We start from the raw sequence: 13341 nt of genomic DNA on the forward strand, positions 1-13341 counted from the left end.
CGCCCCGTAAATATCCTTGCGCAAGAAAGTCCGTCGATGCTCGGAGATACCGAAGCCCCCGCCGTCCCGAGCATCCACGCCGCGATCGCCCCGGCCCCGGCGCTGCGTCCCGACCGGCCCTATGCCCGTGACGAGCTGCTGCACGAGCTGTTCGGCGCGACATGCCGGACGCGCGGCTGGACGACCGCGCTGAAGCTGATCGGCGCGGACGAGGAGTTCGGCCGCTCGACCGAATGGACCTATGACATGCTGGCGCAGCGCAGCCTGTCGCTGGCGCACCGGCTGCGGGCGCAGGGCGTGGGGAAGGGCGACCGCGTCGTCCTGTGCCTGCCGCGCGGGCTGGACCAGTATATGGCGATCCTGGGCGTGCTGCGTTCGGGCGCGGCCTATGTGCCGGTCGACTGGGGTTATCCGCAGGACCGCATCGCCTTCATCATCGAGGATAGCGGCGCCGCGCTGACCATTACCACCGGCGCACGGGCGGCGGAGATACCGGGCGCGACGCTCGCGCTGGATGCCGAGCTGGGCGACCTGGCTGCCGAGCCGCCGGTGCCGATGGGGCGCGAGGTGACGGGATCGGACCGCCACGATCTGGCCTATATCATCTATACCTCGGGCACCACCGGGCGGCCCAAGGGGGTGATGATCACCCATGCCAATGCCTGTCACCTGGTCCGTTCCGAAAGCGCGATCCTGGCGCTGGAGCCCGACGACATCGTGTTCGGCGGGTTCAGCCTGGCCTTCGACATGTCGGTCGAGACGATGTGGAGCGCGTTCTTCGTCGGCGCCAAGCTGCTCGTCGCGACCGAGCCGCTGGCCGCGAGCGGCCCCGACGTCGCCGTCACGCTGGCGGCGGAAAAGACGACCATCTGGCATGTCGTTCCCTCGCTGATCGCGCTGGTCGAGCATCCGGTGCCGACGCTTCGCCTGATCAACATGGGCGGTGAGGCGTGCCCCGCCGACCTGCCGCGCCGTCTGGCGCGGCCCGGCCTGCGGTTGCTCAACACCTATGGCCCGACCGAAACCTCGGTGACGGCGACCTGGACCGAGGTGCAGCCGGGCAAGCGCATCACCATCGGCAAGCCGCTGCCCGGCTATACCGCCTGGATCGTCGACGAGGCGTTGCAGCCGGTCGAGGCGGGGCAGGAGGGCGAACTGGTCATCGGCGGCCCCGGCGTCGGCGTCGGTTACGTCAACCGCCCAGACCTGACGGCCGAGAAGTTCACCATGACCCCGTTCGACACCGTGTCGGGCGCGCCGGAGCGTATCTATCGTTCGGGCGACCTGGTTCGGCTCGACGCGGCGGGGGACATCGATTTCGTCGGGCGCATCGACACCCAGGTGAAAATTCGCGGCTTCCGCGTCGAACTTGCCGAGATCGAGGCAGTGATCGGCGAGGCGCCGGGCGTCGCGCAGGCGGTCGTCCACCTGTTCACCGACGCCGATGGTTCGGAGTTTCTGGCCGCCTTCTTCGTGGCGCGCAGCGGTGAGACGATCGACATCGCCGACATCAAGGCACGCGTCACCGAACGCCTGCCCAATTATATGCGCCCCGCCGCCTATCAGCAGCTGGCGGCGCTGCCGACCTTGCCCGCCTCGGGCAAAGTCGATCGCAAGGCGCTAATAAAACCGGAAATTACCGTCGACACCGGCCGCAAGCTCGAAGCGCCCGCCACATCGATGGAGGAAAAGCTCCACGCCATCTGGACCGAAGCCTTCGCGCCGCAGCCGGTGTCCGTTACCGACGATCTGTTCGAGGATTTGGGCGGTCACTCTCTGAAGGCCGCGCGCCTCGTCTCGGCGGCGCGCAAGGTCGCGGGGCTGGAGGGGCTGTCGCTGGAAGACCTCTATGCCGCGCCGACCATCCGAGCGCTGGCGACCCGGATCGGCGGCACCCCGCCCGTGGCGGTGGCGACCGAAGACAGCTTCCACCGCGTCCCCGAATGGAAGCGCTGGCTCTGTGTCGCGGCGCAGACGGTCGCGCTGTTGCCCGTCTATACCATTGCCGGGCTGCAATGGTTCTTCCCCTATGTGGCCTATACCCATCTGGCCGGGCGGATGCCGCGCATCGATGCGCTGGTCCTGAGTGCGCTGTTCTTCACCATCGTGCCGGTCGCCTCGATGCTGTTCTCGATCGCCGCCAAGTGGCTGATCGCCGGGCGGTTCAAGGCGGGAGACTATCCGCTGTGGGGCGGCACCTATTTCCGCTGGTGGCTGGTGCGGCGGATCATCGCGGTGACGGCGACGCCCTATCTGGCGGGTACGCCGATGATCGGGGGCTATTACCGGATGCTGGGCGCCAAGATCGGCAAGCGCGCCTATATCGGCAATGGCGTCATCGACACCGCCGACCTGTTCGCCTGCGGCGACGATGCCATCGTCAGCGACCAGGCGGTGATGGCGACCAGCTCGGTCGAGCGCGGTCTGCTGCGGTTGGGCACGGTGACGCTGGGCGACCGCGCGTTCGTCGGCGGCCAGTCGGTGGTCGGCCGCAATTCGGCTCTAGAGGATGATGCGATCCTCGACGACATGGCCGCGCTTCCCGCCGAGACGGTGATCCCCGCGCGGCAACGCTGGACCGGTTCGCCCGCCGCCTTCGACCGGATGGTCGAGCCGGGCGAGGTCGTCACGACGGGCAAGCGGGCCGGGCCGTCGCTGGCGATCTTCATCGGCGCGCTGCTGCTGCCGATCATCGCCATCCTGCCGATCGCGCCGGGCCTGATCGCGTTGATCGAGCTGGACTGGGCGACGACCGGTTACGGGTACATGCTCGTCTCGCCGCTGCTCGCCGCGACCTATATCGTCATGATGTGCGTGCTGACGGTGCTCGCCAAGCGGCTGATCCTGGGCCGGGTGAAGCCGGGCGTCTATCGCCTCGATAGCTGGTTCTATGTCCGCTACTGGATGGTCCGGCAGATCAACGACCTGGCGCTGCGGCTGCTCCACCCGATCTTCGCCACGCTCTATGTCATCCCCTGGTACCGGGCGCTGGGCGTGAAGGTCGGGCGGCGGGCGGAGATTTCGACCGCCAGCGCCATCGTCCCCGACCTGGTCGAGATCGGACCGGAGAGCTTCATCGCGGACTCGGTCATCTTCGGCGCGGCCAAGATCGGCCATGGCACCATCGAACTGGCGCATACCAAGATCGGCCGTCGCAGCTTCATCGGCAACTCCGCGCTGCTGCCCACCGGCGCGCAGATCGGTGACGAGGTGCTGATCGGCGTCCTCTCCAAGCCGCCCGAGGACCCCAACCTGGCGACCGAGGCGGGCAGCACCTGGTTCGGCTCGCCCGCCATCAAGCTGCCGGTGCGGCAGGTGGCGACGATGTTCGACGAGGGCGCGCGCTTCAATCCGTCGCGCGGCCTGATCGCGACACGCCTGTCGATCGAGGCGATCCGCACCACCCTGTCGCTTACCGCCTTTCTGGTGTTCTTCAGCGCGCTCTTGTCGGTGGTCGGCGATCTCGACGATCTGGAGCGCGGCGGGCTGGTCATCATCTCGGCCTTTCCGTTCCTTTATGTCGGCTTCTGCCTGGCCTGCGGTGCGTTTGTGCTGGCGCTGAAGTGGCTGGTGGTCGGGCGCTACCGGGCCCGGACTGCGCCCTTGTGGAGCACCTTCGTCTGGCGCACCGAACTGGTCACAGCGACCTATGAGAACCTCGCCGTCGCCAACCTGCTGGAGCCGTTGCGGGGCACGCCCTGGATCGGCCTCTATCTCCGGCTGATGGGCGCCAAGGTCGGCAAGCGCTGCTATATCGACACCACCGACCTGACCGAGCATGACCTGGTCACGATCGGCGACGATGTCGCGCTGAACGATTATGCCGGGCTCCAGACCCATCTGTTCGAGGACCGGGTGATGAAGGTCGGTGCGATCAAGGTCGGCGACCGTGCCACCATCGGCTCGCTGGCGATCGTGCTGTACGATGCCGAAGTGGGTGCGGATGCGCAGCTGGGCGACCTGTCGGTCGTCATGAAGGGCGAGACGTTGCCCGACGGTACCAATTGGGAGGGCAGCCCGGCCCGGATCGTCACCGAGGCATGATGCCGCTGCGCCATGACGGGCCGCTCGACCGGCTGGAATGGGATGGCCAAGCCCCCGTCATCTGGCGCACGGCCGATCCGGGGCGAGGGAAGCGCGCGCCGCTGGTCGAAGCGTTGCTTTCTCGGCTGGCGGGCGGACCGGTCCGGCTGGCGCGGAGTGCGACCGGGCAGCCGCAGGTCGCGGCCCCGCAAGGCTGGTATATCGGCCTTGCCGGACGGGGGGAGGCCTGCCTGATCGCGGCGGCGCGGCGGCCGATAGCGGTGGATCGCGAGATCATCGACAGTGCCCCGCCGCTCTGGGACATGCTGACCCCGGCGGAGGCGCGTGCCGTGCGTGACGCGACCGATCCGTCGCGCCAATGGCTGCGCCGGTGGACGATCAAGGAGGCCTATGCCAAGCTGATCGGCGACCCCCGGCATATCGCCGCCGAGACGATCGAGACGCGACTGATCGACGACCGGCAGGCGACCGCGCACCGGCAGGGAGAGCGAGACGCGCATTGCTGGACCCGCGATGACGACAGCGCGATTGAGACGGTGGCGCTATGGGCATGAGGGACGTCGTCGTCCGCCCCTATGCGGAGACCGACCGCGACGACGTGCTGACGATCTTCGACGCCAACCGCGCCGACTATTTCGGGGCAGGGGACCGCGACTGGCTGATCGAGACGCTGGACGAGCCCGATGGCCCCGCCTTTGTCGTTGCGATCGACGGACGCGCGGCGGCGTTCGGCGGTTATGAGGTCTGGGAGCATTACAACAAGGCGCTGCTCTATTGGGGCATGGCGGCGCCAGCCTGGCATGGTGGCGGCCTGGGGCGGCTGTTGCTGCTGGCACGGTTGCACCATGTCTCGGTCCATGCGCGGCCGGTGACGCGCTATGTCACGGTCGACACCTCGCCTCGGGTGGCGCTCTTCTTCCTGCGCTGCGGCTTCGAGCAGACCGCCGTCTGGCCCGAAGGTTATCGCTCCGGCATGACCATGCACGAGCTGCGCTTCGACCTGGCGAAGGTGTCGGCGGACGAACTGGCGGCCCGCCGCGACGACGCGCTGGCGACGGTCGTTCGCAACCTGTCTTCACCCGAACGGGAAGGTGGCAGGCCTTAGGGCCGACCGAGCGTATTGCGACGAGCGATTCGCTCGCTGCGCCGTCTGCATCGATAAGGAGCAGGAGGACCCGCAACGCCGCCGGAGCCCGCCTTATCCATTCCCCTACGTTATCCGCCATTGTTGCGGAGTCGAAACAGGAAAACTTTACAAACCTTTGTAATTCATCCGTTATCGGAGTTGACAGGCCGGTGGCACCATGAAAACCGTGTCACCGATAAGTCGATGTTATTAATCGGAATTAAGGGGAATAGCGTGGGGGTGGGCGTTTCTCGCGTATCGCTGTTGGCGATCGCGTCCTTTTGCCTGGTTCAGGCGGGCTCGGCAGCCGCGCAGAGCCAATATGTGCCGCCTGCACCGACCGGCGGCTATGTGATGGCCAATGGCCAGCGAACGGCGGACTATAACGCGGCGCTGGCGTCGTGGCGGCAGGACAAGCAATTCTCGGTCGATTACACCAAGGGCTATCTGGGCCTGGAATATGCCTATGTGCTGGGCCTGTCGGGCAAGGGTCAGACGATCGGGATCAACGATGCGGGCGTGGTGATGAGCCATCCGTCCTTTGCGGGATCGGGCAAGATTGCGGGGCTGCGCACGCCCGTCCCCGCGGCCTACGGCAATGACGGCATGGTCAATCCGCGACGGCCCTGGGAAATCCATGGTACCCATGTCGCGGGCACGGCGGCGGGCGACCGGCTGGCGAACGGGGTGATGTTCGGCAACGCGTTCGGCGCGAACATCCTGTCGGCGACGACCAATTTTGCGGCGGGCGATTTCCTGTGGTGGCGCGACCAGATCCTCGACAACGTCATGGTCGCCACCGCGCAGGAGAATATCCCGGCGCTCGCCAATACCGGGCGGGTTCGGATCATCAACAACAGCTGGGGCTCGACCTCGACCCAGCCCTATACGCTGACCTCGTCCCAGGCGCGCGGTGCGTTTCAGCAGACGCTGAACGGCCTCTATGATCCGGTCCTGAAGAATGACGTGCTGGTCGTCTTCTCGGCGGGCAATGGCGGCGGCGTCCATGCCAGTGTCGATGCGGTGACGCCGCTCAACGACCTGCGGCTGCGTTCCAACTGGTTGTCCGTCACCAACTATCTGGCGAACGGCACGGCGGCGTCCAGCACCAGCCTGTGCGGCCAGACCGCGACCTGGTGCGTGTCGGGGCCGGGCAGTTCGGTCGTGTCCGCGGCGCAGACCTATCTGGTCGACGGCACCGCGATCCGGGCGAAGTACACCCGCGCCATGTACCCGACCATCTATGCCGCGACGACGTTGGCCCAGTTGCAGACGGCGGCGGTCAATGCTTGGCTGGGCGTGTTGACCGACTATCTTGTTCGACGCGACATCGCCCAGACACTCGGCCGCCCCTTCGACGAGGAGGCCGAGCGGACCAAGGCGGCACAACAGGCGGTCGGCATCTCGCTGGCGTACGGCGCGCGGTTCATGACGCCCGATCCCGATGGCTATACCAGCCGTCTGGCGCAGATCCTGACCATTCCCGGCAACGTCACGTTGCTCGGGCGGGACTTTTCCACCTCGGTGCTGACTCAGGCCAATACGCTGATCACCGCCGAACTTCAAAAATACATCACCTTCACCGGGCCGGGCTATGCCGCGCTGACCGGCACGTCGATGGCGGCACCCAATGTCTCGGGCTTCGCCGCGCTGCTGATGGAGTATTTTCCCGAATACAATACCGGGCTGATCTCCGACATCCTCGTGTCCAGTTCCAGGGACCTCGACACGCCGGGCGTCGACCTGCGCTCGGGCTGGGGCGCGCCGCAGATGGCGGTGGCGCTGCGCGGGCCGACCGCACTGCGCGACACGCGCGAAGTCACGGTCGCATCGGGCACGACCGATATCTGGAGCAACCCGATCACCGACGCGCGCGACCGTTATTCGGCCGAAGTGCTGGCGGGCTTCCCCAACGATATTGGAGGCCTGGTCAAGCGCGGCGGCGGCGAGTTGATCCTGACCGCCGCCAACAGCTATAGCGGCCCGACCCGTGTCGAGCAGGGGCAGCTGACCGTGGACGGCAGCCTGACCCGATCGGCGGTGACGGCGGTGTCGGGCGGCATCGTCGCAGGCAATGGCAGCGTCGCATCGCTGACCGCCGGGTCGGGCGGCATCGTCTCGCCGGGCAGCACCGGCGCGTTCGGGACGCTGACCGTGGCGGGCACCGCCAGTCTGGGATCGGGCAGCCAGTTCGTCGCGGATATCGGCTCCGCCGGCACCTCCGACCAACTGGCGGCGCGCAGCATCGTGCTGGGCGGCGGCAACCTGACCCTGCGCCCCGTCAACTATGTGCCGCGCTATGGCGACAGCTATACGCTCCTCACCGCATCGAACGGCATCACCGGCAGCTTTGGCAGCACCACCGCCTTCAGTGCGATCCTCTATCCCGAACTGAGCTATGGCGCAGGCCGGGTGACGGCGGCGGTGGGCGCGCGGCCCTATGCCAGTGTCGTCGCGGCGACGCCGGTGCAGACCGCCTATGCGCGTCTGCTCGACGCCAACCGCTCCGCCTATGCGAGCTTGCGCGGGACCTACGGCCTGCTCGACCTGCAGGATGTCGGGACGATCCGCAGCAGCCTGGAGGCGATCGCGCCGCGCAGCCAGACGACCCGCCGGGCGATCGGGACCACCGCGACCGACAATATCGCGCGCTTCTATCGCGATCGCCTGACCGCGATGACGCCGGACGGCTTTGCGGGCGGCACGGTCGCGATGATCGGCAAGCCGCTGGAGTTCGCCGCCAACGCCATCGCCGCACCCGGTCGTCCCCAGACGGTCAGCGATACGCCGACCAGCATCGTCCGCGAAAACATGCTGCCCGACAATGTCTCGGCCTATCTGGCGGGCGGCTATATTGACGGCTCGGGCGCGGCGATGCCCGGCACGGTCGGCGGTCGCGATCCGTTCGACGGCTTCTACATCGCGGGCGGTGTCGAAGCGCGGGTGTCGGACACGGGCGCGCTGGGCTTCGGCCTGTCCTATTCGGATATCGATGGCGACCAGCGTTTCGGCCAGTCGGCCAAAGGCGAGCTGATCCAGGGCACGCTCTACGGACGGCTCGGCGGTACGCTCGGCCCGGCGCTGGATGCACAGTTCGGCGCGGGCGTGTACCAGTCCTCGACCCGGCGGCAGGGCAGCTTTGTCGGCACGCCCTTCGACCTGCGCTCGCGCGACAATGCGCTGGCGCTGTCGAGCGAAGTGGGGGCGAGCTATATGAAGGGCAGCGGGGCGCTGCGTTTCGGCCCGCGCGTGGCGATCCGTACCAGCAGCATCGACTTCACCCCCACGGGCGAGACGGGCAGCGGCCCGGCGCTGACCTATGGCCGCGACCGATTCCTGAGCGTGCAGGGCCGTGCGGGGCTTCAGATCGACGCGACGCAAGGCGGCTTCCGCCCCTTCGCCTCGGCCTATTATGTCCATGATTTCGAGGGGCGGCCGGGCTATTTCAACGCCGGATTGGTCGGCGGCACGCGGACTCAGGCCCGCTTCGTGACCGCACAGCAGGACCGCGACTGGGGCGAGATCAGCGCGGGAGTGGCCTATCGTTCGGGCCGTGCGACCGTCTCGCTGGCGGCGGACTCGACGGTCGGACGCGACGATGTGCGCAACCAGTCCTATCGTGCCGGGCTGAAGCTGTCCTTCTGATGGAGCGGGCGGGGTCGTCATGGTGGTGATGGCGGCCCTGCTGGCGATGGCAGCGGTGGCGGCCGATCCGGTGCCGCTGGTCGTTTATCATCAGCCAGGAGCGACACTGACGCAGGTCGAAGCCGATCTCCGGCGTTGCCGCATCATCACCACCGGCCCGGCGGCGGGTGGTGAGCGCCCGGACGGGGCGGCGCTGCTCGACAATGGAACGCCGGGCCGGGTGTCCGGAGATACGATCGAGGCGTGCATGGCGGCCTATGGCTGGCAGGCGCGCAGCTTGTCGAAGCGCGAGCGACGCGTGCTGTCCCGCCTCGATCCCGCCGCCCGTCGGAAAGCCTTGGAGCGGCTGGCAGGGCAGTCCTGGAAACCGTAAGCCGCGATCAACTTCCCTCAGAATGCGTGGTCTTTGGCGATATCTGATGGGACGAAAGATGCTTCGGTGCTCTTACGATCCTTCAAGCCAAAGACGGCCATTTCCCGCCCCTGATGGTTGGGCGTAGGACCAGCCGTAGGTGCGGTGGAAATTTCATTCAATCGGCGACATGCGTTCCCGGCGAGGGACCATCCCTGCGGGTGCGGGGGAACCGCTATATCCTCAATCTGGTCAAATACGGCCGACGGACCGTCCCCGCAGGTGCAAGGGGGGCGGCGCGAGCGGCACGGGCTGGGCAATGTCTATCCGAACCTGGTGCAGCTGGAGGCGACGCTGCGCCTGCTGGAAGAGCGTGCCGACATCGTCATTCCGCGCGACAACCGCCTGCTGGTCGAACGCGCGCTGCACCCGCAAGCGCTGGCGGTGATCCAGCGAGAGGGCGGGGTGGTGTGGATCAATCATGGCAACATGTTGGCGGGCAGCATCGTCGCGGACGGCGAGCGGGCCGGCACGGTGGCGCTGGACCTGTCGCGGCGTTTCGATGAGCTGATCTTTCCCGATGACATGACGGACGTCACCACCCGGCTGGGGACGCGAGATCCGCTGCTCGATCTGGATACACCTTGAACGGGGGGAAGATCGCCGCGGTCCGATCCGCCTTAACGACGAGGCCATTGTCCTTTATGTTGGTGGTCCATCGTCCGTACGACGCCAGCCTGCTCGCGATCGCCATCGCGGTGCCGACCATGTCGGGCCGGTCGCTGACGGCCAGCCTCGCCACGTTCGCCTGGGCGCTGCGTCGCGACGGAAGGGCAAGGCCTATGGAAAGCGACGTGGATCGACCATAGACCAAGGCGAAACCATGGAGCCGATCTTGAATCATACCCCGTCCCTTACCGCCCCTGGTGTGGCGGCATGATCTTCGTTGCCACTGCATTGGCGGCATCCTGCGCGACGGCCGGGGCAGGGGGGGACGTTGCGGCGGATCTGCTGAACCGCCGGATCGCCGAGCGGGTCGTGCGGTGCGGCGACGTCCGGGTGCTGGTCGCGCCGCCGGGGGCGGTGGCGGCGGCGCTTCCCGTCGCGCTGCGGAGCCGGTGGCGGGCACCCACCAAGCTGGGCCGCGAAGGCTTTGCGATCCGGCGGGTGGGGCCGGTGACGGTCGTCACCGCTAGAGACACGCGGGGACTGGTCTATGGCGCGGGCTGGGTGCTGCGCCATCTCGACGTTGCGGGCGGGACCGCGCGTCTGACCGTGAGGGGACCGGTTGACGAGCAGCCGACTTATGCCACGCGGCTGACCCAGATCGGCTATCGCCCCAAGAACAACAGCTACGATGCCTGGACCCTGCCGATGTTTCAGCGGCGGATCGAGGATTTCGCGCTCTGGGGGGCCAGCGGGGTGCAGATCATCGCGCCGGTGTCCGACGATGATGCGACCGGGCCGCTTTTCCCCGCCCCGCCGCGCGAGACGCTGGCGGGGATTTCCCGCATCACCCACCGGCTGGGACTGGATGTCGCGCTCTATTATCCCGAGCTTGGCGATTACGACAAACCCGGCGCGGTGGCCGCCGAGGTCGCGGCGTTCCGGCGGGTGCTGGCCGATCTGCCCTATGTCGATGCGCTCTATGTGCCCGGCGGCGATCCAGGGCATACGCCGCCCGCGCGGTTGTTTCCGCTCGTGGCGCAACAGGCGGCATTGCTTCGCGCGCGCCGTCCCACGGCGCCCGTCTATATCTCGTCACAAGGATTCGACGCGGCGGGGTTCGAGGCGTTCTACCGCGAACTGGACAAACAGCCCGACTGGCTGACCGGCGTCTTCGTCGGTCCGCAGACGCGCGATCCGCTGTCGGTCGAGCGGGCGCGGATACCGGCGCGCTATCCGCTGATCCTCTATCCCGACATCGCGCACACCATGCATGCGCAGTTTCCGGTGCCGCGCTGGTGGCCCGAATTCGCGCTGACCGAGGGGCGCGAGCCGATCAATCCGCGCCCCGCCGCCTATGCACATATCTTCGCCCGCTTCGCTCCCCTGACCGCCGGGTTCATCACCTATTCCGAAGGGGTGAATGACGATTTCAACCAATTCCTCTGGTTTCGACTGGGTTGGAACCCGAAGACCGACACACGCGCCTTTGCGAAAGACTATGCGCGGGTGTTCGTCGGCGATGACCGGGCGGCAGCACTTCCGGCGGCGCTGGAGGCCAATTGGGTCGGCGACCCTGCCACCAATACGACGATCGATGCCACGTTGCGCCTCGCCGAACAGGTCCGGCCCGCCGCGTTCGCCGACTGGCGGATCGACTCGCTGCGCTATCGTGCGGTGTATGATGCGCTGGTCCGCCGCCGCACCATCGCCGCCCGTGCGCGGCGAGCGGCGGCCCTGGCCGCACCCGATCCCGAACGCGCGCGCGCCATCCTGGTGACGGGCGACGGACCCGAGGTCGCCGCATTGCTCGACCGGCTGAACGCGCTGGCCGAACGGCTGTGGCAGGCGGCGCGACTGCAACTCAGCGTGAAGCGCTACGGCGCGTCGAATATCGAGCGGGGCGCCAATCTCGACCGCGCCGATGTCGACCTGACCGGCCGCGCGTGGATCGAGGCGCAGATGGCCAGGGGCTGGCCGATCCCCGACCGGAGCCGCCGGGCGGAGGGTGCACTCTATGACGATCTGGGCCGCCCGGATGCCGAGCCGCATCTGGTGCGCGGGCCCGGTTTCCAGGCCGATCCGCAATTCTTCACCACCGCCATAGACGGCATCGCCGACCGGACCCCGGCGGACGGCTGGTGGCCGGGCGAACTCGACTATGCCGAGACGCTCTACGACAGCCCGCTGCGGTTGCATTATGACGGGCTCGACCCGCGCCGGGGTTACAGCCTGACGATCACCTATGCGGGGGAGGACTATACGCTGCCGATGCGGCTGGTCGCGAACGGGACGACGGTGTTGCAGGAGCATTTCGTCCGTGCTTCCAACCCCAGCCAGGTCACGGTCGCCATCCCGCGCGAGGCGACAGCGGGCGGTACGCTGGACCTCGCCTGGACCCGGCCGCCCGGCATGGGCGGCAGCGGGCGCGGCAAGCAGGTCGCGGAAACCTGGCTGATCCCCGACGGACGTTAGCGCGTCACCTGCCGGACGAAGGCGGCGACATCGGCCACCACCGGGGCACGGCCGCGAAAGGGGCGGGCGACCGACAGGATCATCCCGACATGGCCGAGCTTGGGATAGGCGCGCAGCGTCACCGCCACGCCGCCCGCGCGCAGCCGGGCGGCCAGCGCCTCGCTGTTGCGCGGCAGGACCGTCTTGTCCTCGGCACCGACCATTAGCAGCGAAGGCGGATCGCCTGCTCCGGCCCAATGGACCGGCTGGGTTTCCTCCGGGCGCGGCCAGGCCCCGAAGGCCGCCCGGCTGACATCCACGTCGAAGGGCGGGAAGTCATAGGGACCGGCCAACCCGACCAGCCCGCGTACCGCCTGTCGGTCACGGCCCAGCCAGCGATCGTCGACCGCCAGCATCGCGGCGATATAGGCACCCGCCGAATGCCCCATCAGCACAAGCTTCGCGGGATCGCCGCCGAACCCGGCGATATGCCCCTTCGTCCAGCGCACCGCCGCCGCGCCGTCTTCGACAAAGGCAGGATAGCGGATGGCGGGGACCAGCCGGTAATCGGGGATCACCACGACAAAGCCCTGCGCCGCCAATGCCCGCCCGACAAAGGCATAGCCGCTGCGCGTCCCGCTGTTCCAACTGCCGCCATAGAAGAAGACGACCACCGGTCGGTCACCCGCTCCCGCACTGCGCGGGGCGTAGATGTCGAGCCGCTGACGTGTATCGGAACCATAGGCCAGCGCCTCGGCCACCCGCCTGCCGCCGCCATCCTTGGGCACCAGATGGTCGAAGGTCGCCAGCGGCGAACAGGCCGCGACGAGCAGCGACAGGGAGGCGGGGAGCGACCGGGCGATCCGATGGAACAGCGTCATGGCTCTTCCATGCCCAAAGCCTGTGCCTGCCGCCAGAGAGGGCGCGGTCCGAAATGGGAAATGCGATATTCCAGCGCCGCGATCCGGCCGATCCTGCGATTGTCCAGAAAAAAGTCACCGTACTTCAAGGGCCTGAAATACGGAGATTGACGAAAGCGTAAAAAGGCGGTCAG

9 protein-coding genes are annotated in these 13341 nt (G+C 67.7%); 8 read left to right on the top strand and 1 reads right to left on the bottom strand.

Going from position 1 to position 13341, the window contains the following annotated elements:
• The first annotated feature begins 36 nt into the window (after positions 1-36).
• The 8 genes from ACWKSV_RS00400 to ACWKSV_RS00435 all read left to right on the top strand — a co-directional run bounded on the left by ACWKSV_RS00400 (position 37) and on the right by ACWKSV_RS00435 (position 12308).
• Positions 37-4044, top strand: a complete 4008-nt coding sequence (locus ACWKSV_RS00400) for a Pls/PosA family non-ribosomal peptide synthetase (RefSeq protein ID WP_076715408.1) — start codon at positions 37-39, stop codon at positions 4042-4044.
• A complete protein-coding gene (locus ACWKSV_RS00405) occupies positions 4041-4598 on the top strand; it encodes a 4'-phosphopantetheinyl transferase superfamily protein (protein WP_076715410.1) in 558 nt (185 codons plus the stop codon). The genes ACWKSV_RS00400 and ACWKSV_RS00405 overlap by 4 nt, the downstream gene beginning before the upstream one ends.
• Positions 4595-5149, top strand: a complete 555-nt coding sequence (locus ACWKSV_RS00410; RefSeq protein ID WP_076717992.1) for a GNAT family N-acetyltransferase — start codon at positions 4595-4597, stop codon at positions 5147-5149. Before ACWKSV_RS00405 ends, ACWKSV_RS00410 begins: the two co-directional genes overlap by 4 nt.
• A gap of 261 nt (positions 5150-5410) precedes the next feature.
• Positions 5411-8815, top strand: a complete 3405-nt coding sequence (locus ACWKSV_RS00415; protein WP_216637082.1) for a S8 family serine peptidase — start codon at positions 5411-5413, stop codon at positions 8813-8815.
• A gap of 19 nt (positions 8816-8834) precedes the next feature.
• Positions 8835-9188, top strand: coding sequence for a hypothetical protein (locus ACWKSV_RS00420; RefSeq protein WP_076715413.1), 354 nt, complete (start codon positions 8835-8837; stop codon positions 9186-9188).
• 261 nt (positions 9189-9449) lie between these two features.
• Complete coding sequence (locus ACWKSV_RS00425; protein WP_076715415.1) at positions 9450-9815, top strand: hypothetical protein; 366 nt, start codon at positions 9450-9452, stop codon at positions 9813-9815.
• A 56-nt stretch (positions 9816-9871) separates the two neighbouring features.
• Entirely contained in the window at positions 9872-10036 is a 165-nt protein-coding gene (locus tag ACWKSV_RS00430) for a hypothetical protein (protein WP_338469005.1), read from the top strand.
• A gap of 67 nt (positions 10037-10103) precedes the next feature.
• Entirely contained in the window at positions 10104-12308 is a 2205-nt protein-coding gene (locus ACWKSV_RS00435) for a hypothetical protein (protein ID WP_191864756.1), read from the top strand.
• On the opposite strand, the gene ACWKSV_RS00440 is transcribed toward ACWKSV_RS00435, so the two are convergent.
• Positions 12305-13168 carry an alpha/beta hydrolase gene (locus tag ACWKSV_RS00440; protein WP_076715417.1) on the bottom strand — a complete coding sequence of 288 codons (864 nt, stop codon included), beginning with the start codon at positions 13166-13168 and terminating at the stop codon, positions 12305-12307. The two genes, ACWKSV_RS00435 and ACWKSV_RS00440, sit on opposite strands and share 4 nt — an antisense overlap.
• Between the last annotated feature and the right edge of the window lie 173 nt (positions 13169-13341).

Source organism: Sphingomonas sp. SphC10 (genome assembly GCF_057004845.1).